At 70.5% G+C, this 25,488-nt stretch carries 16 protein-coding genes; 12 read left to right on the top strand and 4 right to left on the bottom strand.

Features of this window, described 5'->3' with window-relative positions; translation table 11 throughout:
- The first annotated feature begins 85 nt into the window (after positions 1–85).
- The 3 genes from ACWDA7_RS18455 (at position 86) to hflX (ending at position 5,552) form a co-directional block, all read left to right on the top strand.
- Entirely contained in the window at positions 86–2,281 is a 2,196-nt protein-coding gene (locus tag ACWDA7_RS18455; RefSeq protein WP_450605323.1) for a RelA/SpoT family protein, read from the top strand.
- Between the two features lie 108 nt (positions 2,282–2,389).
- Positions 2,390–3,883 carry a M1 family metallopeptidase gene (locus tag ACWDA7_RS18450; protein WP_450605322.1) on the top strand — a complete coding sequence of 498 codons (1,494 nt, stop codon included), beginning with the start codon at positions 2,390–2,392 and terminating at the stop codon, positions 3,881–3,883.
- A 178-nt stretch (positions 3,884–4,061) separates the two neighbouring features.
- Positions 4,062–5,552, top strand: coding sequence for a GTPase HflX (gene hflX / locus ACWDA7_RS18445; RefSeq protein ID WP_450605321.1), 1,491 nt, complete (start codon positions 4,062–4,064; stop codon positions 5,550–5,552).
- 167 nt (positions 5,553–5,719) lie between these two features.
- On the opposite strand, the gene ACWDA7_RS18440 is transcribed toward hflX, so the two are convergent.
- Positions 5,720–6,946, bottom strand: a complete 1,227-nt coding sequence (locus ACWDA7_RS18440; RefSeq protein WP_450605320.1) for a trypsin-like serine peptidase — start codon at positions 6,944–6,946, stop codon at positions 5,720–5,722.
- Between the two features lie 469 nt (positions 6,947–7,415).
- Between ACWDA7_RS18440 and ACWDA7_RS18435 the strand changes: the two genes are divergently transcribed.
- The 4 genes from ACWDA7_RS18435 (at position 7,416) to ACWDA7_RS18420 (ending at position 14,309) form a co-directional block, all read left to right on the top strand.
- A complete protein-coding gene (locus ACWDA7_RS18435) occupies positions 7,416–8,807 on the top strand; it encodes a diaminobutyrate--2-oxoglutarate transaminase family protein (protein WP_450605332.1) in 1,392 nt (463 codons plus the stop codon).
- A gap of 203 nt (positions 8,808–9,010) precedes the next feature.
- Positions 9,011–10,975 carry an IucA/IucC family protein gene (locus tag ACWDA7_RS18430; RefSeq protein WP_450605319.1) on the top strand — a complete coding sequence of 655 codons (1,965 nt, stop codon included), beginning with the start codon at positions 9,011–9,013 and terminating at the stop codon, positions 10,973–10,975.
- A gap of 39 nt (positions 10,976–11,014) precedes the next feature.
- Positions 11,015–11,914 (top strand): GNAT family N-acetyltransferase, encoded by a 900-nt coding sequence (locus ACWDA7_RS18425; protein WP_450605318.1) that lies wholly within the window; start codon positions 11,015–11,017, stop codon positions 11,912–11,914.
- Between the two features lie 421 nt (positions 11,915–12,335).
- Positions 12,336–14,309 (top strand): ATP-dependent DNA helicase, encoded by a 1,974-nt coding sequence (locus ACWDA7_RS18420; RefSeq protein WP_450605317.1) that lies wholly within the window; start codon positions 12,336–12,338, stop codon positions 14,307–14,309.
- 177 nt (positions 14,310–14,486) lie between these two features.
- Here ACWDA7_RS18420 and lexA read toward each other — a convergent pair whose 3' ends face one another.
- Positions 14,487–15,266 carry a transcriptional repressor LexA gene (gene lexA / locus ACWDA7_RS18415; RefSeq protein ID WP_359394473.1) on the bottom strand — a complete coding sequence of 260 codons (780 nt, stop codon included), beginning with the start codon at positions 15,264–15,266 and terminating at the stop codon, positions 14,487–14,489.
- 518 nt (positions 15,267–15,784) lie between these two features.
- Between lexA and nrdR the strand changes: the two genes are divergently transcribed.
- Positions 15,785–16,345, top strand: coding sequence for a transcriptional regulator NrdR (gene nrdR / locus ACWDA7_RS18410; protein WP_450605316.1), 561 nt, complete (start codon positions 15,785–15,787; stop codon positions 16,343–16,345).
- 150 nt (positions 16,346–16,495) lie between these two features.
- Entirely contained in the window at positions 16,496–19,381 is a 2,886-nt protein-coding gene (locus ACWDA7_RS18405; RefSeq protein WP_450605315.1) for a vitamin B12-dependent ribonucleotide reductase, read from the top strand.
- Between the two features lie 349 nt (positions 19,382–19,730).
- Here ACWDA7_RS18405 and ACWDA7_RS18400 read toward each other — a convergent pair whose 3' ends face one another.
- Entirely contained in the window at positions 19,731–21,911 is a 2,181-nt protein-coding gene (locus tag ACWDA7_RS18400; protein ID WP_450605314.1) for a hypothetical protein, read from the bottom strand.
- 171 nt (positions 21,912–22,082) lie between these two features.
- Positions 22,083–22,616 carry a TerD family protein gene (locus tag ACWDA7_RS18395; protein WP_450605313.1) on the bottom strand — a complete coding sequence of 178 codons (534 nt, stop codon included), beginning with the start codon at positions 22,614–22,616 and terminating at the stop codon, positions 22,083–22,085.
- Between the two features lie 150 nt (positions 22,617–22,766).
- Between ACWDA7_RS18395 and ACWDA7_RS18390 the strand changes: the two genes are divergently transcribed.
- The 3 genes from ACWDA7_RS18390 to ACWDA7_RS18380 all read left to right on the top strand — a co-directional run bounded on the left by ACWDA7_RS18390 (position 22,767) and on the right by ACWDA7_RS18380 (position 25,099).
- Complete coding sequence (locus tag ACWDA7_RS18390) at positions 22,767–23,372, top strand: YdbC family protein (protein ID WP_359394484.1); 606 nt, start codon at positions 22,767–22,769, stop codon at positions 23,370–23,372.
- Positions 23,373–23,521: 149 nt separating this feature from the next.
- The gene (locus ACWDA7_RS18385) at positions 23,522–24,181 is read left to right on the top strand and encodes a histidine phosphatase family protein (RefSeq protein WP_450605312.1); all 660 of its coding nucleotides are present in this window, start codon (positions 23,522–23,524) and stop codon (positions 24,179–24,181) included.
- Positions 24,182–24,193: 12 nt separating this feature from the next.
- Positions 24,194–25,099, top strand: a complete 906-nt coding sequence (locus ACWDA7_RS18380; protein ID WP_450605311.1) for an ADP-ribosylglycohydrolase family protein — start codon at positions 24,194–24,196, stop codon at positions 25,097–25,099.
- Positions 25,100–25,488 lie beyond the last annotated feature (389 nt).

Raw genomic sequence — 25,488 nt, 5'->3', positions numbered from 1 at the left:
GCCCGGGCGGGGGACCGTTGCCATCCCCCGCGCCGCGTACGCCATGCGGCACCCGTCCGCCGGTCCACGCAGCCGGAGGTGCCCAATGAGTGCGGAGGCCACGAATCCTGCCAACCCCGTCCCCGCGACGCCAGGGGAGCACCGCAGGAAGAGCCGCCCCCGGATCGACCTGCGCCGACTGGGGCGGGCCGCACTGCTCGGCACCGCGGCCCGCGACCGGCTGCCCGACGCCATCGGCCATGTCGCGGAGGCGCACCGCGCCCACCACTCCGACGCCGACCTGGAACCCCTGCGGCGCGCCTACTTGTTGGCGGAGTCCTCGCACCGGGGGCAGATGCGCAAGAGCGGCGAGCCGTATATCACGCACCCCCTTGCCGTCACTCTGATCCTTGCCGAACTGGGTGCCGAGACCACCACCTTGACCGCTTCCCTGCTGCACGACACGGTCGAGGACACCGACGTGACGCTCGATCAGGTGGGCGAGGAGTTCGGCGAAGAGGTGCGCTATCTGGTGGACGGCGTGACCAAGCTGGAGAAGGTCGACTACGGGGCCGCCGCCGAACCCGAGACCTTCCGCAAGATGCTCGTCGCCACCGGCAACGACGTCCGGGTGATGTCGATCAAACTGGCCGACCGGCTGCACAACATGCGCACCCTCGGGGTCATGCGCCCCGAGAAGCAGGAACGCATCGCCAAGGTCACCCGCGACGTCCTCATCCCGCTGGCCGAACGCCTCGGCGTCCAAGCGCTCAAGACCGAACTGGAGGACCTCGTCTTCGGGATCCTGCATCCCGAGGAGTACGAGCACACGAGGGAACTGATCGCCGAGAACGCGGCGCACGGCGACGACCCCCTCGCCGCGATGACCGACCAGGTGCGGACCGTCCTGCGTGAGGCCGGAATCCAGTCGGAAGTCCTGATCAGACCCAGACACTTCGTCTCCGTCCACCGCATCTCCCGCAAGCGGGGCAGACTGCGCGGCGCCGACTTCGGCCGCCTGCTGGTGCTGGTGAACGAGGACGCAGACTGCTACGGCGTCCTCGGTGAACTGCACACCTGCATGACCCCGGTGGTCTCGGAGTTCAAGGACTTCATCGCCGTCCCGAAGTTCAACCTGTACCAGTCGCTGCACACCGCGGTCGCCCGCGAGGACGGCGAGGTCGCCGAAGTCCTCATTCGCACGCACCAGATGCACAAGGTCGCCGAGTCCGGCGTCATCGCGCTCGGCAACCCCTACGCTCCGTCCTCCGACGACCCGGCCGACGGCGAGCGCGCCGATCCGACGCGCCCCGGTTGGCTCTCCAGGCTCCTGGACTGGCAGGAGGCGGCCCCCGACACCGACACCTTCTGGTCGACGCTGCGCGAGGACCTCGCACAGGACCGGGAGATCACCGTGTTCCGCGCCGACGGCGGCGCACTGGGGCTCCCGGAGGGCGCGAGTTGCGTGGACGCGGCGTACGCGCAGTACGGCGAGGACGCGCACGCCTGTATCGGGGCCCGGGTCAACGGCCGGCTGGCGACCCTGAGCACGGTCCTCAAGGACGGCGACACCGTTCAGCTTCTGATGGGCCAGGACCCGGCATCGGAGCCCTCCGAGGAGTGGCTGGAGCATGCGTACACGCCCGTCGCGAGGATCGCCATCCAGCGTCGGCTCGCGGCCCGTCCGGCCTTGGGCGACACGTCCGACGACGCGTCGGAACCGGGCGACGCGCGGCACGGCGCCGATGCCTCCACAGTCGGCGCCACGGCGCGCGGCACCGCACACCTGACCGCCGCCCGCCCGCCTGCGCCGCCCGCGGGCCCCACCCCTGACGCGCCGGGCGCACGCACCGCCAACGCTGTCGTCGACCTGCCCGGCGCCTCCGTCCGCATGGCGGGCTGCTGTACACCCGTGCCGCCCGACGAGGTCACCGGATTCGCCGTCCGCGGGGGCGTGGTGACGGTCCATCGCATCGAATGCGCCGGAGTGGCGCGCATGAAGAGCGCCGGGCGCGAGGAGGTCGGTGTGCGTTGGGGCGACACCACACACTGCCGGGTCACGCTCGTCGCCGAGTCCTTTGTGCGCCCGCACCTCCTCGCGGACCTCACCGAAGCAATCGCCCTGGAGGGCGCGGGGATTGTCTCCGCCACCGTCGAACCGCCCAGCCAGCAGCGCGTGCGCCATACGTACACGCTCCAACTCCCGGACGCGGCGCACCTGCCGGCCCTGATGCGAGCAATGCGCAACGTGCCCGGCGTCTTCGACGTGAGCCGCGCGCAGCACCCCGCGGCCGCCCATTAGCCTTCCGACCTGCGGGGGCAACGCGCGGGACAGCCCGGGCTGAACCGTTCGGGTGGGACCGGCGCGCGCCGTCACCTCGCGAGCGGTGCGCGCTGGTAGCCGTGGTCCATGCCGCTCAGCCTCCGCTCCGTGATCCCCCGTGCCCGCCGCGCCAGAACCGCCCTGCTGGTCTCCGCCGTTTCCGGCTGTCTCGTCGCCGCCGGCGCTTCCCCGCCCGCCGCACCGCTCGGCCTCGGCGACCGGCTGTTCCCGACGCTCGGCAACCCCGGCTACGACGTGCTCTCGTACGACCTCGCCTTCACCTACCCCGGCAGCAACAGCAAGCCCCTCAGCGCCGTCACCACGATCCGGGCGCGCGCCACCGAGCGCCTGGATCGCGTCAACCTCGACTTCGCACGTGGCACGGTGCAGTCCGTCGAGGTCAATGGCGCTCCCGCGGCCTTCACCGGCGCCGGGGAGGACCTGATGATCACACCGGAGATCCCGCTCCCCAGAGGCAGCGTGTTGCGGATCACCGTGCGTCACACGAGCAACCCGGTGTCCCCGGACGGCCAGGACGGCGGATGGGTGCGGACCGACGACGGGCTCGCCATGGCCAACCAGGCCGACGCCGCCCACCTGGTCTTCCCGTGCAACGACCACCCCTCCGACAAGGCGGTCTTCACCTTCCACGTGACCGCACCCGACGGCTACACGGCCGTGGCCAACGGTGTGCCGCTGGGCAGGCAGCGCACGGGCGGAGCCACCACCTGGACCTACCGCACCCTCCACCCCATGGCGACCGAACTGGCCCAGGTCTCCATCGGCCACACCGCCGTGCTGCACCGCAGGGGACCGAACGGACTGCCCGTCCGCGACGTCGTACCCGCCGCCGACGCGAAGGTCCTCGAACCGTGGCTGGCGAAGACCCCCGAGCAGATCGCCTGGCTGGAGGAGAAGCTCGGCCCCTATCCCCTCGAGACGTACGGCCTGCTGATCGCCCAGGCCCAGACCGGTTTCGAACTGGAGACACAGACGCTCTCCCTCTTCGAGAAGAACATCTTCACCGAGCCCGCATACCCCAAGTGGTACGTCGAGTCGATCATGGTGCACGAACTGTCCCACCAGTGGTTCGGGGACAGCGTCAGCCCGCGCACCTGGTCCGACCTGTGGCTGAACGAAGGGCACGCCACCTGGTACGAGGCCCTGTACGCGGAGGAGACCGCGGGCAAGGCCCTAAAGACCCGTATGAAGGCGGCGTACACCCTCTCCGACACCTGGCGCGCCGTCGGAGGACCCCCGGCCGCCCCCAGATCGCCGAATCCGGGCAAGAAGATCAGCATCTTCCGCCCGAACGTCTACGACGGCGCCGCGCTCGTCCTGTACGCGCTGCGTCAGGAGATCGGACGCTCCGCGTTCGAGCGTCTGGAGCGGCTCTGGGTGGCCGTGCACCGGGACCGTACGGCCACCACGGCCGACTTCGAACGCTTGGCGTCCTACGTCGCCGGACGCGACCTCGGTGCGTTCTTCCAGGGCTGGCTCCACGACGAGAAGACCCCGCCGATGCCAGGGCACCCGGACTGGAAGAGCGACCCGGTACAGCCCTCCGCGAGCACGCGGTAAGTCGGATGACGGGGCGGGCCGCGCCGTGCGACCATCGTCGGGTCGGCGGCGCGGCCCCAGGGCGCGGACGGCCGGGAATGTCCCGGTCCGCTCGAGCGTTGTCAAGAGTGGCGAGGTGTGCGGCCCAAGCGGCCGGCTCCGCCGCCGCAAGCGGTATCCCCAACGACGTAAGGACCCAATGACCTCCTCTTCTTCCCCTTCCCAGGACACCCAGCGCTTCGCGCACGCCTACCCCGAAGGTCTTCGGGCCGATGCCCTGATGGAAGAGGACGTCGCCTGGAGCCACGAGTTCGACGGAGAGCGGGACGGCGACCAGTTCGACCGCTCCGAGCGCGCGGCGCTGCGCCGCGTGGCGGGCCTCTCCACCGAACTCGAGGACGTCACCGAGGTCGAGTACCGGCAGCTGCGCCTCGAGCGCGTCGTGCTCGTCGGGGTGTGGACCTCGGGGACCGTGCAGGACACGGAGAACTCGCTCGCCGAGCTGGCGGCCCTCGCGGAGACCGCGGGCGCGCTCGTGCTGGACGGTGTGATCCAGCGCCGCGACAAGCCCGACGCCGCCACCTACATCGGCTCCGGCAAGGCCCAGGAGCTGCGGGACATCGTGATCGACACGGGCGCCGACACCGTCATCTGCGACGGTGAGCTCAGCCCAGGCCAGCTGATCCACCTCGAGGACGTCGTCAAGGTCAAGGTCATCGACCGCACGGCCCTGATCCTGGACATCTTCGCCCAGCACGCGAAGTCCCGAGAGGGCAAGGCGCAGGTCGCGCTCGCACAGATGCAGTACATGCTGCCGAGGCTCCGAGGCTGGGGTCAGTCGCTGTCCCGGCAGATGGGCGGCGGCAGCGGCGGCCTGGCGACCCGTGGTCCCGGTGAGACCAAGATCGAGACGGACCGGCGGCGGATCCGCGAGAAGATGGCGAAGATGCGCCGGGAGATCGCGGAGATGAAGACCGGCCGCGAGATCAAGCGCCAGGAGCGCCGGCGCCACAAGGTGCCGTCGGTCGCCATCGCGGGTTACACCAACGCCGGCAAGTCCTCCCTGCTCAACCGCCTCACGGGCGCGGGCGTCCTGGTCGAGAACGCACTGTTCGCGACCCTGGACCCGACCGTGCGCCGGGCCGAGACCCCGAGCGGGCGGCTGTACACGCTGGCCGACACCGTCGGTTTCGTGCGGCACCTGCCCCACCACTTGGTCGAGGCGTTCCGCTCCACCATGGAGGAGGTCGGTGACTCCGACCTGATCCTGCATGTGGTGGACGGCTCCCACCCGGTCCCCGAGGAGCAGCTGGCCGCAGTGCGTGAGGTGATCAGGGACGTCGGCGCGACCGACGTTCCCGAGATCGTCGTCATCAACAAGGCGGACGCGGCCGATCCGCTGGTGCTCCAGCGGCTGCTGCGGACGGAGAAGCGCGCCATCGCGGTCTCGGCGCGCACGGGCCGGGGCATCGCGGAACTGCTCGCGCTCATCGACAACGAGCTGCCCAGGCCGTCGGTCGAGATCGAGGCGCTCGTGCCCTACACGCACGGCCGTCTGGTCGCACGCGCCCACTCCGAGGGCGAGGTGATCTCCGAGGAGCACACCCCGGAGGGCACCCTGCTCAAGGTACGGGTGCACGAGGAACTGGCCGCGGAGCTCGCCCCGTACGCCCCGGCTCCGGCGCTCTGAGCCACGACGGACCGACGCCGGTCCCCGTCATGATGTGACCGGCGGCGGTCCCGGGCACGACGTGGTCGGCAACGGCGACTGCCCGAGTCCCGCCGGACGGGTGCGTCAGGGTGATCCACCTGCACGGAAGGCCAAGGGAGCGGGCCTTGTGCGTTGCGTTCAGCCTGTCACTGGTTCGCGAACTTCTTGCTGACCGACGTGTAGATGCCCTTGGCCACGTCCCCCAGGCGTGGGCCCGCCAGCCAGCCGGAGGTCACCGGGCCGATCGAGGTGTTGGACACCAGCGCCGGCTTGCCGTCGCTGCCCTTCTCCACCCAGCCGCCACCGGACGAACCGCCCGTCATGGTGCAGCCGATGCGGTACATCGTCGGATCCGTCCGCACGATCGACAGCCGGCCCGGCTTGTCCTGGCACTGGTACAGCTTCTGGCCGTCGAACGGCGCCGCGGCCGGGTAGCCGGTCGCCGTGATGCTGTCGACCTTTGGTACGGCCGGCGCGTTGAAGTTCACCGGGAGGGCCGAACCGACCGTCTCCTCCAAGGACTTGCCGCCGTTGCCCTGCTCCGGGGTCACATGGATCACGGCGAAGTCGTACGGCGCGCCCTGGCCACCGGTCTCGTCGCCCCGCTCGATCCACTGGTCCGAGGTCTGCGCCCAGTCACCCCACCAGACGCCGTACGGGGCGATCTGCTCCCGCGTCGCGCTCTGCAGTTCGGCTTCCGTCCTGCCCGCGTTGTTGTACGCCGGCACGAACGCGATGTTGCGGTACCAGCCGCCCTTGCGGCCCGCGTGCACACAGTGGCCCGCGGTCCACACGAGGTTGGACTTGCCGGGATGGGCCGGGTCCTCGACCACGGTCGCCGAGCAGACCATCGTGCCCTCGGGCGAGTCGAAGAACACCTTGCCCGCCGTGGGCGCGCTGTCGTGGTAGGCGGGCCGTACCGACTGTGCCTGCACCGGCGCCGGGGTCCGGTCGGTTACGCCCTGGTCGCCCGAGAGGTCGTTGGCGTCGACACCCTTGTCCGGGTCGTTGGCCTTGCGCATCCGGTCCGGGTTCCACAGCCCCTGGATGATCGGGTTGACGAACTCGTCGGCCTCGCGCAGCCAGTCGTCCTTGTCCCAGTTCTTCCAGGCGCCGTTCTTCCACTTGTCGATGTCGATCCCGTGTTCCCTGAGCTTCCGCTTGATGTCGTCCGGGATCTTGATCTTGCCGTCGCCCGCGGCGGAGGCGGACGCGCTCGCATCACCGCCCGCCTTGGCGTCCCCGCTCGAGTCGCACGCGGTCGCGGTCAGCGCCAGTGCCGTGGCCAGGCCGACTGCGGCCAGCACGGGGGAGGTGGTGCGACGAACGCTCCTTTCCCGGGGGGCGGCGAAGAGCGGGCGTATGGATCGCATGGTCTGAACTCCCCCTGGAATGAACCCGTCTGACAGGATCGGCGCACCGCCGTGAGACGGCGGGACATCTCGGTTGATCATCCGATGTCACTGAACGACACCCGACACTATGTGCTCGCTGTGCGGGACTTCCCGCGGAACGGCAACGGTTCCGTCACGGCCGTGATCATCGACGCACCTCCGTCGCACAGGACGGGTCCGGCATCGGGACTCGGGTGACGGCTGGTGCGAAGCGCCCGCCTCGCACGGCCGTTCAGGGGATCAGCGGTATGAATTTCGCCCCCGACCGCTTCCACAGGCCGTTCACGTCGTTGGTATGTACGGGGGGAACTGCCGACCGCGCTCAAACGCTCACCCCCATTCCCTCTGGACAGCGGGAGGAACTGTCGTCGTGACCGTGACGGAGACTGCGTTGGTGCCGGTGGAGGGCGAACCGGAGGAGTGCGGAGCAGCCGAGGCGGAGTATTCCGTGCGCGAGACGACGCGCGGGACCGGAGCGGTGCGCTCCGCGCACGAGGGCATTCTGCGACGCCAGTCGGCGCGCGAATCGGCTGCTCGCACCTATGCGCGCGCCCTCCCGATCGTGCCTGTGCGGGCGCGCGGACTCACGATCGAGGGCGCGGACGGCCGCCGCTACCTCGACTGCCTCTCCGGCGCGGGCACGCTGGCCCTCGGGCACAACCACCCGGTGGTTCTGGAAGCGATCCGCAACGTCCTCGACTCCGGTGCGCCGCTGCACGTCCTGGACCTGGCCACGCCCGTCAAGGACGCTTTCACCACCGAGTTGTTCGGCACCCTGCCCCCCGGCTTCGCCGACCGCGCGCGTGTGCAGTTCTGCGGTCCGGCCGGGACCGACGCCGTGGAGGCCGCGCTCAAGCTGGTACGCGCGGCCACCGGCCGGAGCGGGATCCTCGCCTTCACCGGCGCCTACCACGGGATGACCGCCGGAGCACTGCAGGCGTCCGGAGGCGCCACCGACGTCCGGGTGACCCGCCTGCCGTTCCCGCAGGACTACCGCTGCCCCTTCGGTATCGGTGGCGATCGCGGTGCCGAACTCGCCGCGCGCTGGACCGAGTCCCTCCTCGACGACGACAAGTCAGGCGTGACACTGCCGGCCGGGATGATCCTCGAACCGGTTCAGGGGGAGGGCGGCGTCAACCCGGCGCCCGACGCCTGGATGCGCCGCATGCGCCAGATCACCGAGACCCGGTCGATCCCACTGATCGCGGACGAGGTGCAGACCGGTGTGGGCCGCACGGGACGCTTCTGGGCGGTCGAGCACAGCGGGGTGATCCCCGAGGTGATGGTCCTCTCCAAGGCGATCGGCGGCAGTCTGCCGCTCGCCGTCGTCGTCTACCGCGACGATCTGGACGTCTGGCGTCCCGGCGCCCACGCCGGCACCTTCCGCGGCAACCAGCTTGCCATGGCCGCCGGTACCGCGACCCTCCGATACGTCCGTGAGAACGGCCTCGCCGAACGCGCCGCCGCGCTCGGCACCCGCATGCTGGCTGAACTGCGCGCCCTGGCCGCGGAGTTCCCGTGCATCGGCGATGTGCGCGGCCGCGGTCTGATGATCGGCCTCGAGCTGGTGGACCCCGAGAGCGCAGCCGCACCGGCACTCCCGCTGTTCCCGACCGACGATCCCGGGAGCGCAGGACCGCGTCCTGCGGCGCCCGCACTGGCCGCCGCCGTCCAGCAGGAGTGCCTGCGGCGCGGCCTGATCGTGGAACTGGGCGGCCGCCACGCGAGCGTCGTCCGGCTGCTGCCGCCGCTCACCATCAGCGACGAGCAGACGAGCGCGGTCCTGGACCGGCTGGCCGACGCCGTGGCAGCCGTGGCCCGGGGGCCTGTCATCCCCTGAGCCGCGCATCTCCTGCTGCGCGAACCGACACCACTGCGACACCACAGCCGAGGAGTCACTCGCCCTTCACTCTCATCTCGCCCTCGCCGTGCCTTCCGACTCCGGCCCGAGGCCCTCAGATAGGTCCAAGGCACCGCACCCGCCCGCACGCCCGTACCGCTCGGCCCTCGCCGCACGAGCTGGACATCTCACGAGGAACGACCTTGAACGCCACCCCGATCCCCCACGGCGGTTTCCGGAGCCCCGAGAGAGAGGCCGGCCCCACGCGGAGGGCCGGCTCCGGGGGAGAGTCCGGCCTCGAGCGGGAGTTCGGCAGCATGCAGGCCACCGCCCCCGGGTTTCACACGGTACCCGCGCAGGGGACCGCGTCACCGGAGGCCGACGAGAGGCGCGGTGCCACCACCGACCTGCTGGAACACCCCGATCCGCACACGGCGGCCCACGCCGCGACCGTGGAGAACCTGCTGCGCTGCTGGGTCCGCGAGCACGACCTCTCCGCTCCCGTCGACGGCACTCTGCGCATCCCGCTCCCCGCCAGCGGTACGGCCCTCCTCGTCCCGGTCTCCTACTGGTCCCCGACCGGCTGGCACCGGTTCGGCCCGCCCTATCTGGCCGGTGCACCCGAGGCGGCCCCGCCCGCGGACGCGCTGACGGTGGCCACCCTGCTGGCACGCGAGACCGGGTCGGCTCCCTCGTCCGGCTCCGCTCCCGGGCATGTCGCCGATCTCGTGGCGCGCGTCGCCGACTCCGTACGCCGCACGACGGCCTTCGTCGCGGCGCGCCGCGAGCGCCCCGTTGACGGAGCGGACCTCTTTCTCTCCGCCGAGCAGGCGCTGGTGCTCGGGCACCCGTGGCATCCCACGGCCAAGAGCCGCGAGGGACTCTCCGACGCGGAGGCACGGCTCTACTCGCCGGAACTGCGCGGCTCCTTTCCCCTGCACTGGCTGGCCGTCGCGCCGCTGGTACTCGCGGCCGACTCGGCATGGACCAAACGCGGCCGCCCCGTGCCCGCCGGCCGACTGGCCCAGTGGCTCGCCGGCACCGGGCTCCCGCTACCCGACGGATTCACCCCGCTGCCACTGCACCCCTGGCAGGCGCGTGAGATCCGGCTCCGCCCCGAGGCCGCGGCGCTGCTGGACGCCGGACTGCTCCGCGACCTCGGTCCGCACGGCGGCCTCTGGAATCCCACGTCATCCATCCGCACGGTCCACCGCTCCGGCGCCCCGGCGATGCTCAAGCTCTCGCTGGGCTTGCGCATTACCAACTCCCGCCGTGAGAACCTCCGCAAGGAACTCCACCGCGGCGTCGAAGTGCACCGTCTGCTGCGTGGCGGCCTGGGCAAGCAGTGGCGGTCCGTGCACCCCGGTTTCGACATCGTGCGCGACCCGGCCTGGATCGCCGTCGACGACACGGACGGCACCCCGGTGCCCGGGCTGGACGTGGTCATCCGCCACAACCCGTTCGGTCCCACGGACGACGTCTCCTGCGTCGCGGGTCTCGTCTCGCCGAAGCCCCGCGCCCAGGCGGCGGGGCAGCGGCACCCCGTCCTGCGCTCGCGGCTCGCCGAGACCGTCACCCGCCTCGCCGGGCGCACCGGCCGCTCGCGCGGAGCCGTCGCCACCGAGTGGTTCCTGCGCTACCTCGAACGAGTGGTGCGCCCCGTGCTGTGGCTGGACGGCGAGGCCGGTGTCGCCCTGGAGGCACACCAGCAGAACACCGTGGTCCTGCTGGACCCGGAAGGCTGGCCCACGGGCGGCCGCTACCGTGACAACCAGGGCTACTACTTCCGGGAGTCCCGCCGCGCCGAACTCGACGCACGGCTGCCCGGCATCGGCGAGCACAGCGACACGTTCGTCTCCGACGAGGTGACCGACGAACGCTTCGCCTACTACCTCGGCATCAACAACGTGCTCGGCCTCATCGGCGCGTTCGGCTCGCAGCGGCTCGCCGACGAACGGGTGCTGCTCGCCGCCTTCCGCCGCTTCCTCGCCGACGCCGCCACCGGGCCCAACCGGCTGCGCACCCCCTTGCCCGCCCGCCTGCTCGAATCACCCGTCCTGCGCTGCAAGGCCAATCTGCTGACCCGGCTGCACGGCCTGGACGAACTCGTCGGCCCGGTGGACACCCAGTCCGTCTACGTCACCATCACCAACCCCCTGCATTCCTGAGGAACATGACCCATCCCGTCTCCTGAGAGGAGCCTCGCCGTGCCTCCCATCGATATGAGCAGCGGCGCCGGCACCGCCTCCGCCCCGGAGCCCGACACCGACCCGGGCTCCGGACCGGCTGCCGAAACCCGTCCGGCTCCGGGTTCCGGCCCGGCGGGCCCGGACTGCGAGGACACCCTCGACCTCCGGCTTCCCGACCAGTTCACGGCGCTCTGCGCGGACGAGGAGGCGGGGCCGAGCGGGGCGGCCGGTCCCACCACTGCCACCGAGTCGGCCGTAGCGCCCCCTTCGCCTGCCGCGCCTGCCGTATCCGCCTTATCCGTCACGCGTCTTGGCACCCCGCAGGACGACGACCTCCTCGACCACGTCTCGGACTGGGGCGAGGTCGCCACCTCCGTGGGCGTCTTCCACCTCGTCCCCGTCCGCCCCGAACGCGACCTCGCCCTGATCGCCCGTTGGATGAACGACCCCTCCGTGGCGGTCTTCTGGGACCTGGCGGGAGACACGACGGTGACCGAGCGGCACCTGCGCGCCCAACTCGTGGGTGACGGACGCAGCGTCCCCTGTCTGGGCGTGCTGGACGGGACACCCATGAGCTATTGGGAGATCTACCGCGCGGATCTGGATCCCCTGGCCCGCTACTACCCGGCCCGGCCCCATGACACCGGTCTGCACCTCCTTATCGGCGGTGTCGCCGACCGTGGGCGCGGCCTCGGCTCCACTCTGCTGCGCGCCGTCGCCGACCTCGTACTCGAACGGCGTGCCGCCTGTGCACGTGTCATCGCCGAACCCGACATCCGCAACACCCCTTCCGTCGCCGCTTTCCTGAACGCCGGTTTCCGGTTCTCGGCCGAGGTCGACCTGCCCGACAAGCGGGCCGCCCTGATGGTCCGGGACCGGGCGCTGCAGCCTCTGCTACGGTCTCATCACTCTCCGTAACGATCCGCGTCCGGCCTCGGTTCCCGGTCGACCGCGGATCCTCAGCCGAGGTGGCCTCCGCCAGTTCCTGGCGTCCCAGCCGAGAGGGCGTCCGCCCGTCCTCGGCGTCCTCGGCGTCCCCGGCCGAGGAATGTCCGCAGGCCCTCAGCGTCCGAGGCCGAGGTGACGGCTGGTCCTCAGTGCCCTCAGCTGAGGTGACCGCCAGTCCTCAGGGCCCCAGCCCAAGGGTGACCGCCTGTCCCTCATCCGAGGGGTGACCGCCGTCGTCAATCCAGGAGTTCCCTGCCGTGTCCACCGGCCGCACCGCACCCACCCACCGCACCGGAACCCGTTCCGAACCCCGCGCGCCCCGTGTGAGCCTCCCGCGCGCTGCGGGCTTGAGAGCCCGATTGTCGGTGGCGGGTCGTAGGGTGGTCGCGCTATGACGAAGCCCTCACTCCCCGAACTCCTGCATGCAGCCGTCACAGCTGTCGGCGGCACGGAGCGCCCCGGCCAGGTGACCATGGCCCAAGCCGTCGCGGAGGCCATCGACGACGGATCCCACCTGCTGGTCCAGGCCGGCACCGGTACCGGAAAGTCCCTGGGCTATCTGGTGCCCGCGCTCGCCCACGGGGAGCCCGTCGTCGTGGCGACCGCCACCTTGGCGCTGCAACGTCAGCTGGTCGAGCGGGACCTGCCGCGCACGGTCGAGGCGCTGCACCCGCTGCTGCGCCGCCGCCCCGAGTTCGCCATGCTCAAGGGCCGGTCGAACTACGTGTGCCTGCACCGCCTGCACGAGGGCATGCCGCAGGACGAGGAGGACGGCCTCTTCGACCAGTTCGAGGCCGCCGCGCCCTCGAGCAAGCTCGGCCAGGACCTGCTGCGGCTGCGCGACTGGTCCCAGGAGACGGAGAGCGGCGACCGCGACGACCTCACCCCGGGCGTCTCGGACCGCGCCTGGGCCCAGGTGTCCGTGTCGTCCCGGGAGTGCCTGGGCGCCTCCAAGTGCGCGTACGGCGCCGAGTGCTTCGCCGAGCTGGCCCGCGAGCGCGCCAAACTCGCCGAGGTCGTCGTCACGAACCACGCGCTGCTCGCGATCGACGCCATCGAGGGCGCTCCGGTTCTCCCGCAGCACGAGGTCCTGATCGTCGACGAGGCCCACGAGCTGGTCTCCAGGGTGACGGGCGTGGCCACCGGCGAACTCACCCCCGGCCAGGTCAACCGCGCCGTGCGGCGCGCCGCCAAGCTGGTCAACGAGAAGGCCGCCGACCAGCTCCAGACCGCCGCCGAGGGCTTCGAGCGGCTGATGGAGCTCGCCCTGCCCGGCCGCCTCGAGGAGATCCCGGAGGACCTCGGCTACGCCCTGATGGCGCTGCGCGACGCCGCCCGTACGGTGATCTCCGCGCTCGGGACGACCCGCGACAAGTCGGTGCAGGACGAGGACGCGGTCCGCAAGCAGGCGCTGGCCTCCGTGGAAGGCGTGCACGATGTGGCGGAGCGGATCACCAACGGCTCCGAGTGGGACGTCGTCTGGTACGAGCGCCACGACCGCTTCGGCGCGACGTTGCGTGTCGCCCCGATGTCCGTGTCGGGGCTCCTGCGGGAGAAGCTCTTCGCGGACCGTTCGGTGACTCTGACCTCGGCGACGCTGAAGCTGGGTGGCGACTTCAACGGCGTCGGGGCATCCCTCGGTCTCGCCCCCGAGGGCACGGAGGGAGACGATCTGCCCCAGTGGAAGGGCGTGGATGTCGGCTCGCCCTTCGACTATCCGAAGCAGGGCATTCTGTACGTCGCGAAGCATCTGTCGCGCCCCGCGCGCGACGGCGATCGCGCGGACATGCTGGACGAGCTGACGGAGCTGATCCAGGCGGCCGGCGGCCGCACTCTGGGCCTGTTCTCGTCGATGCGGGGTGCCCAGCTCGCCGCCGAGGAGCTGCGCACCCGCATCCCCGAGTTCCCGATCCTCCTGCAGGGCGAGGAGACGCTCGGCGAGTTGATCAAGAACTTCGCCGCCGACCCGAAGACCTGTCTGTTCGGCACGCTCTCGCTCTGGCAGGGCGTCGACGTCCCGGGTCCCAGCTGCCAGCTCGTCGTCATGGACAAGATCCCCTTCCCGCGCCCCGACGACCCCCTGATGAGCGCCCGGCAGAAGGCCGTCGAGGACGCCGGCGGCAATGGCTTCATGGCCGTGGCCGCGACACACGCCGCGCTGCTGATGGCGCAGGGCGCGGGGCGGCTGGTACGGGCGTCAGAGGACCGCGGTGTGGTCGCCGTGCTGGACCAGCGGCTGGCCACGGCCCGCTACGGAAACTATCTGAAGGCGTCACTGCCCGGCTTCTGGTACACCACGGACCGTAATCAGGTGCGAAGGTCCCTGGCGGCGATCGACGCGGCGGCGAGGGAGCAGGACGGGTAGCCGGGTGGGCTCGCGTTTGTGCAGGTCACTACGCTGTCCCCCGGCCGCGGCCGGGGGACAGCGTAGTGACCTGGTGTGCCTCACGGCTGAGGACAACGTGGGCCCCGGAACCGGCGCAGGGGTCCCGGGGCCCGGATCGTGGGCGGGCGCGGTGCACATCCGCCCGCCGCGGCGGAGTCACACGCGCCGCAGCACCGCCACCACCTTGCCGAGGATCGTCGCCTCGTCGCCGGGGATCGGCTGGTACGCGGAGTTGTGCGGCAGCAGCCACACATGGCCGTCCTCGCGCTTGAAGCGCTTGACGGTGGCCTCGCCGTCGAGCATGGCGGCCACGATGTCGCCGTTCTCGGCGACGGGCTGACGCCGGACCGTGACCCAGTCGCCGTCGCAGATGGCGGCTTCGATCATGGAGTCGCCGACGACCTTCAGGACGAACAGCTCACCGTCGCCGACGAGCTGCCGGGGGAGCGGGAAGACGTCCTCCACCGACTCCTCGGCGAGGATGGGGCCACCGGCGGCGATGCGGCCGACGAGCGGGACGTACGACGCGGCGGGCTTGCCCGCGGTGTCCGTGGGCTGGACGGAGGCCGGCTGGTCCGATCCGCGCACCTCATACGCGCGCGGGCGGTGCGGGTCGCGGCGTAGGAAGCCCTTGCGCTCCAGAGCCATCAGCTGGTGTGCCACCGAGGAGGTGCTGGAGAGGCCCACGGCCTGGCCGATCTCACGCATGGACGGCGGGTAGCCGCGCCGCTGCACCGAGTCCCGGATGACTTCGATCACCCTGCGCTGCCGGTCGGTCAGCCCTGAGCTGTCCGCCCGGATGCCTGGAGGCCGACCGGGCAGGGACCTCTTGGCCCCCTCGGGGTTCGTGGCTTCGTTCATGGCATGCACCGGCTCGAGTCGGCCCTGGGAGCGGTCCTGGGCAGTGATGGTGGCACTGTCTGCGGTGGTGGTCACGTCGGCCCCTCTCGATGGTCTCCCGTGCAGCACAACGGTAGTTGCTTTCGAAAGGTTGCGCCAAACACACGTTCGAGTGAAAAACCACGAATTACCTGACGCGATCAGGTGTCCGGGTGTACGGCCGACGTCGCCCCCGGGTGGGGGAATCTGCTCCTTGCCGTACTGTGCAGCGCCGGGAAGATCGCCTTGTGGGCCGCCGTAGCCGGCGCCCAGTCTGCCATCCGGTGTCCCGTAGATGGGGAACCGGCCCCCATCTCCATGCCGTGTCCACCGTATCCGCGCATGGCTCGTTTCGGTATGGCCGTGCGGCATGTGCCAATCACGCTCGATCTGCGTGTCGTCGCCGAATGTACGAGCCAATCGCTAGATGTAGTGGTTGGATTGCAGTCGTAGCCCACAAGTTGTGGTCCCCCCGGTCTCCATGGCTCGGGTGATCGCCTATGCTTGGGGCTGCTTCGAGAGGCCCATGGGGCCCGAGAGGCCAATGAGTCATGCTGAAAAGGAGGGATGGAGCCATGCACTGCCCCTTCTGCAGGCACCCCGACAGCCGCGTCGTCGACAGTCGTACGACCGATGACGGCACGTCCATTCGCAGGCGCCGTCAGTGCCCGGACTGCTCCCGTCGTTTCACCACCGTGGAGACGTGCTCTCTCATGGTGGTCAAGCGGTCCGGAGTCACCGAGCCCTTCAGCCGCACCAAGATCATCAACGGTGTGCGCAAGGCATGCCAGGGGCGGCCTGTCACCGAGGACGCACTCGCCCAGCTCGGCCAGCGGGTCGAGGAGGCGGTGCGGGCCACCGGTAGCGCCGAGCTGACCACCCACGACGTGGGTCTGGCCATACTCGGCCCCTTGCAGGAACTCGACCTTGTGGCCTTCTTGCGGTTCGCGTCCGTCTACCGGGCGTTCGACTCGCTGGAGGACTTCGAGGCCGCCATCGCGGAACTCAGGGAGCAGCAGCGCGGGCGCGCCGCCGAGGTCGACGACGACCACGGGAACGCTGTCGCGGAGCGCCAGGGAACCGACCGCGGGTCCGGAGCGACGGCCGACGTCCCCGTGCCCGCCGCCGCCGACTGATCGGGGGGCCCGGGGGGTACCGGCTCCGCCGGCGGCACACACAGACCCGTCACGCGCCCCCTCATGACGCGCGTGACACGTAGACACATAAACCGTGCCTGGGAAGAAAAGGGCACGTCAGGGCGTTTTTGCCTGATATAGGGAGGCGGCATGACAGAGACGGCGAGCGGTCCGGCACGAGGTGCCCGAGCGAAGGGCGCCAAGGCCACCAAGGGGCTGCGTATCGAGCGCATTCACACGACCCCCGGGGTGCACCCGTACGACGAGGTCGAGTGGGCGCGCCGTGACGTCGTCATGACCAACTGGCGCGACGGCTCGGTCAACTTCGAGCAGCGTGGCGTCGAGTTCCCCGAGTTCTGGTCGGTGAACGCGGTCAACATCGTCACCAGCAAGTACTTCCGCGGTGCCGTCGGCACCCCGCAGCGCGAGACCAGCCTGAAGCAGCTGATCGACCGCATCGTGAAGACGTACCGGAAGGCCGGTGAGGACCACAAGTACTTCTCCTCGCCCGCCGACGCGGAGATCTTCGAGCACGAGCTGGCCTACGCCCTCCTGCACCAGATCTTCAGTTTCAACAGCCCCGTCTGGTTCAACGTGGGCACCCCGCAGCCCCAGCAGGTCTCCGCCTGCTTCATCCTGTCCGTCGACGACTCCATGGAGTCGATCCTCGACTGGTACAAGGAAGAGGGCATGATCTTCAAGGGCGGCTCCGGCGCCGGCCTGAACCTGTCCCGCATCCGCTCCTCCAAGGAACTGCTCTCCTCGGGCGGCAACGCCTCCGGTCCGGTTTCCTTCATGCGCGGTGCCGACGCCTCCGCAGGAACGATCAAGTCGGGCGGTGCCACCCGCCGCGCCGCCAAGATGGTCATCCTGGACGTCGACCACCCGGACGTCGAGGACTTCATCGAGACCAAGGTGAAGGAAGAGGAGAAGATCCGCGCCCTGCGCGACGCGGGCTTCGACATGGACCTCGGCGGTGACGACATCACCTCCGTGCAGTACCAGAACGCCAACAACTCGGTCCGCGTCAACGACACCTTCATGAAGGCCGTCGAGACCAGCGGGAAGTTCGGCCTGCGTGCCCGTATGACCGGCGAGGTCATCGAGGAGGTCGACGCCAAGGCCCTCTTCCGCAAGATGGCCGAGGCCGCCTGGGCCTGCGCCGACCCCGGCATCCAGTACGACGACACGATCAACCACTGGCACACGTGTCCGGAGTCCGGCCGTATCAACGGCTCGAACCCGTGCAGCGAGTACATGCACCTGGACAACACGTCCTGCAACCTCGCCTCGCTCAACCTGATGAAGTTCCTGAAGGACGACGGCAAGGGCCACCAGTCCTTCGAGGTCGAGCGCTTCGCCAAGGTCGTCGAGCTGGTCATCACCGCGATGGACATCTCGATCTGCTTCGCGGACTTCCCGACCCAGAAGATCGGCGAGAACACCCGCGCCTTCCGCCAGCTCGGCATCGGCTACGCCAACCTCGGCGCCCTTCTGATGGCGACCGGCCACGCCTACGACTCCAACGGCGGCCGCGCCCTGGCCGGTGCCATCACCTCCCTGATGACCGGCACGGCGTACAAGCGTTCCGCCGAGCTGGCCGCGGTCGTCGGCCCGTACGACGGCTACGCCCGCAACGAGCAGCCGCACCTGCGCGTCATGAAGCAGCACTCGGACGCCAACGCCGAAGCCGTCCGCATGGACGACCTCGACACCCCGGTGTGGGCCGCCGCCACGGAGGCCTGGCAGGACGTGCTCCGCCTCGGTGAGAAGAACGGCTTCCGCAACTCCCAGGCGTCCGTCCTCGCGCCGACCGGCACCATCGGTCTCGCGATGTCCTGCGACACCACCGGTGTCGAGCCCGACCTGGCGCTGGTCAAGTTCAAGAAGCTGGTCGGCGGCGGCTCGATGCAGATCGTCAACGGCACCGTGCCGCAGGCGCTGCGCCGCCTCGGCTACCAGGAGGAGCAGATCGAGGCGATCGTCGCCCACATCGCCGAGCACGGCAATGTGATCGACTCGCCGGGCCTCAAGCACGAGCACTACGAGGTCTTCGACTGCGCCATGGGCGAGCGCGCCATCTCCCCGATGGGCCACGTCCGCATGATGGCCGCGATCCAGCCGTGGATCTCCGGCGCCATCTCCAAGACGGTCAACATGCCGGAGACGGCGACCGTCGAGGAGGTCGAGGAGATCTACTTCGAGGCCTGGAAGCTGGGCATCAAGGCGCTCGCGATCTACCGCGACAACTGCAAGGTCGGCCAGCCGCTCTCCGCCAAGAAGAAGGAGCCGGCCCCGGAGAAGGCCGAGGTGCCCGCCGCCGAGGCCAAGGTCGAGAAGGTCGTCGAGTACCGCCCGGTCCGCAAGCGTCTCCCGAAGGGCCGTCCCGGTATCACCACGTCCTTCACCGTCGGCGGTGCCGAGGGCTACATGACCGCCAATTCCTACCCGGACGACGGTCTCGGTGAGGTCTTCTTGAAGATGTCCAAGCAGGGCTCGACCCTCGCGGGCATGATGGACGCCTTCTCCATCGCCGTCTCGGTGGGTCTGCAGTACGGCGTGCCGCTGGAGACCTACGTCTCGAAGTTCACCAACATGCGCTTCGAGCCGGCCGGTATGACGGACGACCCGGACGTGCGGATGGCGCAGTCGATCGTCGACTACATCTTCCGCCGCCTCGCGCTGGACTTCCTGCCCTTCGAGACGCGCTCCGCGCTCGGCATCCACTCCGCCGAGGAGCGTCAGCGCCACCTGGAGACCGGCTCCTACGAGCCCGCCGACGACGAGGTCGACGTCGAGGGTCTGGCCCAGTCGGCCCCGCGCACCCAGGAGTTGAAGGCGGTCGCCACACCGAAGGCGGAGGCCGCCACGGCCAAGCCGGCCCCGCAGCAGGCGCACACCAGCGCCGAACTGGTGGAGATGCAGCTGGGTATCCAGGCGGACGCCCCGCTGTGCTTCTCCTGCGGTACGAAGATGCAGCGGGCGGGATCCTGCTACATCTGCGAGGGTTGCGGTTCGACGAGCGGCTGCAGCTGAGGAACGACCGGCCTTGTCGTGCCCCCGGTCATCCGTCGGTGTGAACCTCAGGTGAGGCACCGGCTGATGGCAAGGTGACCGGACAGTTGTCCCCTCGAAGCCCCGGTGCTTCGAGGGGACAACTGCGTGGGCCATGCGTAACGAGGATGCGACCCGTTGCCGTCCGGCACCGGCCCGGTCCTGGTCGGTGCTCGACGACAGGGAGCCGGAATCAGCACTCCCAGTTCGCGTAGTCGCCGACGGTCACGCCCTGCTGTGCCGGAGCGCCGTGGTCGGGCCGCACGGCCGCGTACGGCGCTCACAGTCTCCGTCCCCGGCGGGGCTGGCGCGCGACCAGGCTCGGTCGGGCCTATTCCGGCGAATGATGCCCGGTCGCGTCGGGGGCGACAGAGGCCGTGAAGGCCGTGACGAGTGTCCGGACGCGGTTCCGGAAGGCCTCGTCCCGGCGGATGATGCGGTCTTCCACTCCCGAGCGAATGATCCGCGCGTCGCCGTCGGCGAGGGCGGACAGCCGGCGCAGATGGTCGGCGGTCAAGGCGGCGGCGCCGAGGGACTCCAGGGCGTCGCAGGCACCCGTCGGGTCGGCTTCCAGTTCCGCGGACCGCAGGACGGCGCCGGCGAGTGCCGTACGGTCCAGCGAGGCGGGTTCTGCCACCGCCGTGAGGGCCAGCACCGCGGCCGGTACCTGCTCGGGATGGTCGAGCAGGGTCTTCAGGCGGGAGGTGAGCGGCCGCCCTGCCGGGCCGAGGAGGGCGGTCGTACGAGCGGCCCGCACCACCGACCACTGGGACCAGCGGTTCTGTTCGGCCCGGGCGAAGACCGAGTCCAGGGCGGCGACCACCGCGGCGGCGTCCTCCGTCACGCCCCACAGTGCCTCGGCCAGCGCCGTGTCCGCGTCCAGTGCGGGCGTGACCGTTTCGCGGTCCGGGCCGCCGAGCGCCTCGCGCAGGGCCGGCGCCAGGACCGCCGCCCAGGGACCGAGGGCGCCGACCGTCCCGAGGGCTTCCCTGAACCGGCGGCCACCACTCCGGATCTCCTGGTCGAGGCAGTGCACCAAGGGCTCGTACTCGCCGACGAGGTCGTACAGGGCCTTTGCGACAGGGAGCGAACTCTGCCCGCCGGCCTTCCGCAACACCGCGACCGCCTCGACGCGTTGGCCGGGCGCGCTGTCAGCGGCGATGGCGGCGATGGCCGGGGCGACCTGGCCAGGGAAGTGCGCGAGTGCCTTGTACAGCTCGGGCAGTGCCGGCGTTGCCTGGGCGCCCCACCTGCCCAGGAGGCTGGTCAGCAGTCCCGGTTCGTTCCCGCTCAGGGCCTCGGGCCGCAGGAGGCGGCGCCGGATCGCACCGAGGAGCTCAGCGTCGTACGGGAAAGCGGGGTCCGGCCGACGCAGGAACCCGGCAGCCGCGTCGAGCGCCCGCGGCCGTCGCCTGAGCCCGGCGGCCAGGAGCGGCGCGGCCTGGGCGGGCGCGACAAGGACGAGCGCAGCCAGGGCGCGGTCCGCATGGTCGTCTGCCTGCTGCGGGTTCCGGCCGGCGAGCGGGGCCAGGACGTCCGCGGCCGCCGCGGCGGAGGCGTCCAAACGGCCCAGCAGCGACGCCATCGCGACCACGGCCTCCTCGTCGACGGCCGCGGCACACAGGCCGGCCAGCAGCCGCGGTGGAGCACTGCGGGAGAGCATGCACGCGCGGTCGGCCGCCCACAGGGCCTCCGCCCGCACCTCGGCCCGGCCGTCGCGCAGGGCGGCGTCGACCAGTGCGAACGCCGCCTCCCGGTCCGCGTGGCGGTGCCTGTTCAGCAGGGCCTCCACGACGGCCGCGAACGGCTCGTTGCGTTCGAGGTCGAGGCAGTCGCCGCCAAGCGGATCGGCCGGCAGAAGGGACAGCATCGTCGTGTGGTGTGCCTCGGTCCAGGGCAGATCCGCGTCGAGGCAGGCCAAGACGGCGGCCATACGAAGCTCAGCGGGTCGGCGCGGGTTCAGGACGGTGGTGGCCGCCGACGCACCGGCCTGCGGGTCGAGCCGGGACATCCCGGCAAGGATCTCGGAGAGCACGAGCGGCTCGGGCTCCTCTTCCCAGCGCCTGCGGAGGGCTGGGAGCACGAGTTCGGTGGCACGCGTGTGGGACACCGCCCACACCGCGGTCCGGCGGACCTCCGGCTCGGCGGCGTCCATCAGGGGCAGGAGCAGCGGAAGCTGTCCCGCCACGGCGGCCCGGACCGCGCCCGGTGCCACGCCGTGCTCGTCCTCGCTCTCGGCCATGCCTCCGAGCAGCATCAGCACGTCCGTCACCTGGTGGCCGGCCGCCACGATCCTGGCCAGGAACGGCGCCACTTCCGCACTGGCGGCATAGACCGTCCCCTGATGCAGCACGCTCCCGTACAACTCCGACAGCGCTTCGCCGGCCGGACCCGCGTCGGTCTCCACCAGGGCCCGCAGCAGATCGGGGAGGTCCTCCGCGCTGCCGTAGGCGTGGGAGAAGGAGGACCAGGGGTGGGAGTCCACGCCGTCGAGCGGGTGTAGGAGCGCCATGCGAAGCATCGTGCCAGCCACGTCTGACAGCAGAACCCGTCGGCCACTGACAGCAGAACCGGTCGGCCACTTGAAGCGCTTGCGCCCCGTCACTTGATTGCGGGGTTCAAAGGGCGGCACGACCGGTGGTTCGTGCCGCCCTTCGCGGTCTGTGCTCTCTCGTGGGACAGCTCAGGAATCGCGCGGACTGCCCATCATGCGGGCGAAGCCTGCCGGGTCCGTGTCGTAGCCGTGGATGCCCGGGTGGAAGGTCCACTCACCGGAGGCGTCGCGGACGAACTCGGCCACTGTTGCCGCCGTCGCGCCCAGTACGCCGCCGAAGTCGTCCTCGGCCAGGACGGTGTAGCCCTCACGCAGGCGCAGCGCCGGGTTCAGTACGCCGACGAACGTCCTGCGGCCCCACTGCTGCTGTATGACCACGCCGGCCACCACGCGCGCGTACCGGCCGTCGAGCCGGTAGAGCTCCAGGGTCATGACCTCGTCCCAGCCGAAGCCCTTGCCGTCGAGGCTGTCCCGGTTGAGGTAGATCGTGCCGTCGGGGGCGCGGCTGCCGAAGTGCACGACGTACGCGGGATCCCCGTACGGGTCGGACGCCGAATAGGTCGCGGCCACGATGTCCAGGTCGGTGGGCGGCTGTCCCGGCGGACTCGGGTCCCACTTCACCGCCAACTCGGCCTTACGGATGCCCTTGTTGAGGCCGCTCATCACCCGTCCCTCCCGTTGTCGGCGCCCTCGGCGTGAATTGCCGTGCAATGAGGGTCAGTTGTCCATTGTGCCTCGTACATCGGACGCTCGCCCGGGTGCACTCCGCCGGAGAGCGACCGACGCCACGCACCGTGGCCTTACGATGGCGCGGTGCTGGTCAAGTGGATTCGCTGCACCGTGGTCGACCGCCGCGGTTTCGAGCGGGGGCAGCGAAAGTGGGCGGGGCTTCCGGGGGAGCCGGGCTTCCGGGGACAGGGCGGAGGCTGGAGTCGGGGCAGGCCCGGCGTGGCGCACATCTTCGCGTTCTGGGAGAGCCGTGCCTTCTACGACTCCTTCATGGCGCGCTCGCACGACCGGCTGGCCGCCGCGCAGTCCGGCACGTTCAAGGACCAGCAGGTCAGACTGTTCGACTACCGCTTCGACGTGAAGACCGGGTTCGAGCCCCGCTTCAGCGACGCCGACCTGGTGCGGGTCGCGCATTGCAGGGTGCACGAGGAGCGGGCCGAGCATTTCGCACTGATGCAGGAGAAGGTCTGGAATCCGGCGATGGCCGGCTCACCGGGCATGATCCGCGGACTGTTCGGCGAGGCACCGGGCCGTGAGTTCCTGATCCTGTCCATGTGGCAGTCGGCCGCCGAGCACGGCAAGTATCGCGAGGAGCGGGTGGAACGTCTGGCGCTGAGGGCGCAGACCGAGGCTGATGTGGCTGCCCTCACAGGTGACATCGTGGATCTCGAGCCGACGTGGACCGTGTGAACCCGTGGTGCCGGCACATGCGGGCGTCGGGGCGAATCCTGCGAGTTTGAGAACTGGACCGTGCGGATGAGCGCAGGCCGAATGTGACCTATGCCGTATAGAGGCCCCTCGGGTGCCACTTCGGCCGTCACTCGATCTAGGGTTTTGGCATGGCACGACCACGGCGCATCGTCCTTGTCCGACACGGCGAGTCGGTGGGCAATGCCGATGACTCCGTGTACGAACGCGAGCCAGACCACTCACTGCCGCTCACCGAGAAGGGGTGGCAGCAGGCGGAGGAGACGGGAAAGCGACTGCGGGAGCTGTTCGGCACGGAGCGCGTCAGCGTGTACGTCTCCCCGTACCGCCGCACCCACGAGACCCTCCGCGCCTTCCATCTGGACCCGGAACACGTCCGGATTCGTGAGGAGCCCCGGCTGCGGGAGCAGGACTGGGGAAACTGGCAGGACCGCGACGACGTGCGGCTTCAGAAGGCGTACCGGGACGCCTACAGTCACTTCTTTTACCGCTTCGCCCAGGGCGAGTCAGGCGCCGACGTGTACGACAGGGTCGGCGGCTTCCTGGAGAGCCTGTTCCGGAGCTTCGAGGCGCCCGATCACCCGCCCAATGTGCTGCTGGTGACCCATGGCCTCGCCATGCGTCTGTTCTGTATGCGCTGGTTCCACTGGACGGTCGCCGAATTCGAATCACTGTCCAATCCGGAGAACGGCGAGACGCGCATGCTCCTCCTCGGAGAGGACGGCAAATACCGGCTTGATCGCCCGTTCGAGCGCTGGCGGGAGCCGCTGCCGTACTGGATCACCGGATAGAGTAGTAATGCCATGATCGCTGACTCCTCATTCCACGGGCGCCGGGAACGCGCTCTGGCCGCCCTGCGCGGGCTGGCGGTGGGGGACGCGCTGGGCGCACAGTTCTACATCCCCGGGCACTATGCGCTGCTCAAGCGCCGCGAGCTGCCGCCGGGCCCTTGGCAGTGGACGGACGACACGGAGATGGCCTGCTCCGTCGTGTCCGTGGTGGCCACGCATCGCCGCGTCGACCAGGACGCCCTGGCGCATTCCTTGGCGGAGCACCACGACGCGGCCAGAAGGCACGAACCGCCGATCGACCGGATCCTTGAGCAGGTCGGTGCCGGCGGTGACTGGCGCGAGCTGGCCGCCGCGCTGTTCAGGGGGCATGGCTCGTGGGGCAGCGGTGCCGCGGTGCGGACGGCCCCACTGGGAGCCTGGTACGCGGACGACCCCGAGCAGGCCACCCATCAGGCGGAGATCTCGGCCTACCCCACGCATCAGCACCGCGAAGCCGTGGTCGGCGCCGTGGCCGTCGCGGCTGCAGCCGCCCTGGCCGCGGACCCTGCGGGGCCGCCGAGCCCGGAGGCCTTCCTCGACGGGGTGATCGCGCTCGTACCTAAGAGTGCCGTCGGCATGGGTCTGCGGCGCGCCCGTGACATGTTCGACTACGACGACGCGGCCACCGTGGCGGCCGTGCTCGGCTGTGGGCGGCGTACGACGGCGCACGACACGGTGCCGTTCGCGCTGTGGTCAGCCGCGCGCGCCCTTGGCGACTACGAGCAGGCGTTCTGGACGACCGCGCAGGTGGGCGGGGATGTGGACACAACCTGCGCCATCGTCGGGGGAGTGCTCGCCGCCGGGAAGGCGGGAGCGCCGCCCGCGGAGTGGCTGCGGCGCACGGAGCGGCTGCCGGCCTGGATGCCCCCGTCGGCGTAGACGATCGGGGTCGAGTCTGGGCGCCGTATCCCGCGCAGGCTCGGGGCGAAACCGCCTGCTGTTCTGTCTTGTCCTGAGAACGCCCCCGCGGTGGGGAGGCCGGAACCCGTTCCCTGGCCTTCGTCCAGGGAAGGCGCGACTTGGCCCTGGTGGACAGGCGCGGGAAGGCCCGCATCGGAGCCGGGCCTCTTCCTGGAGAGCCTGGGAAGGCCCGAACCGGCGCCGCCCCGTCAGTCCCGGGCGATTGTGCCGGCAAGGCGCCCACGAACCGGCCCCAGGCCGCGGGCGTGGACGGCCGAAGCGGCGCCCCGGCTGCCGTCGCCCGGGCGGGCCGAAGCGGCGTCCCGGCCGTCCTCGCCCGGGCGCCGCTTCCGACGTCGTGGGGCTCC

The organism is Streptomyces sp. NPDC001156, assembly GCF_053598275.1.
Note: the sequence above shows the minus strand (reverse complement) of the source record. Positions and strands in the feature narration are given on the sequence as shown.

Bases quoted from the DNA above. Each gene is read 5' to 3' on its own strand.
- ACWDA7_RS18395 (WP_450605313.1), bottom strand. From the start codon at position 22,616: ATGAGCGGCCTCAACAAGGGCATCCGTAAGGCCGAGTTGGCGGTGAAG.
- ACWDA7_RS18455 (WP_450605323.1), top strand. From the start codon at position 86: ATGAGTGCGGAGGCCACGAATCCTGCCAACCCCGTCCCCGCGACGCCA.
- ACWDA7_RS18385 (WP_450605312.1), top strand. From the start codon at position 23,522: ATGGCACGACCACGGCGCATCGTCCTTGTCCGACACGGCGAGTCGGTG.
- ACWDA7_RS18405 (WP_450605315.1), top strand. From the start codon at position 16,496: ATGACAGAGACGGCGAGCGGTCCGGCACGAGGTGCCCGAGCGAAGGGC.
- ACWDA7_RS18450 (WP_450605322.1), top strand. From the start codon at position 2,390: ATGCCGCTCAGCCTCCGCTCCGTGATCCCCCGTGCCCGCCGCGCCAGA.
- ACWDA7_RS18440 (WP_450605320.1), bottom strand. From the start codon at position 6,946: ATGCGATCCATACGCCCGCTCTTCGCCGCCCCCCGGGAAAGGAGCGTT.
- ACWDA7_RS18400 (WP_450605314.1), bottom strand. From the start codon at position 21,911: ATGGCGCTCCTACACCCGCTCGACGGCGTGGACTCCCACCCCTGGTCC.
- ACWDA7_RS18420 (WP_450605317.1), top strand. From the start codon at position 12,336: ATGACGAAGCCCTCACTCCCCGAACTCCTGCATGCAGCCGTCACAGCT.
- nrdR (WP_450605316.1), top strand. From the start codon at position 15,785: ATGCACTGCCCCTTCTGCAGGCACCCCGACAGCCGCGTCGTCGACAGT.
- ACWDA7_RS18380 (WP_450605311.1), top strand. From the start codon at position 24,194: ATGATCGCTGACTCCTCATTCCACGGGCGCCGGGAACGCGCTCTGGCC.
- hflX (WP_450605321.1), top strand. From the start codon at position 4,062: ATGACCTCCTCTTCTTCCCCTTCCCAGGACACCCAGCGCTTCGCGCAC.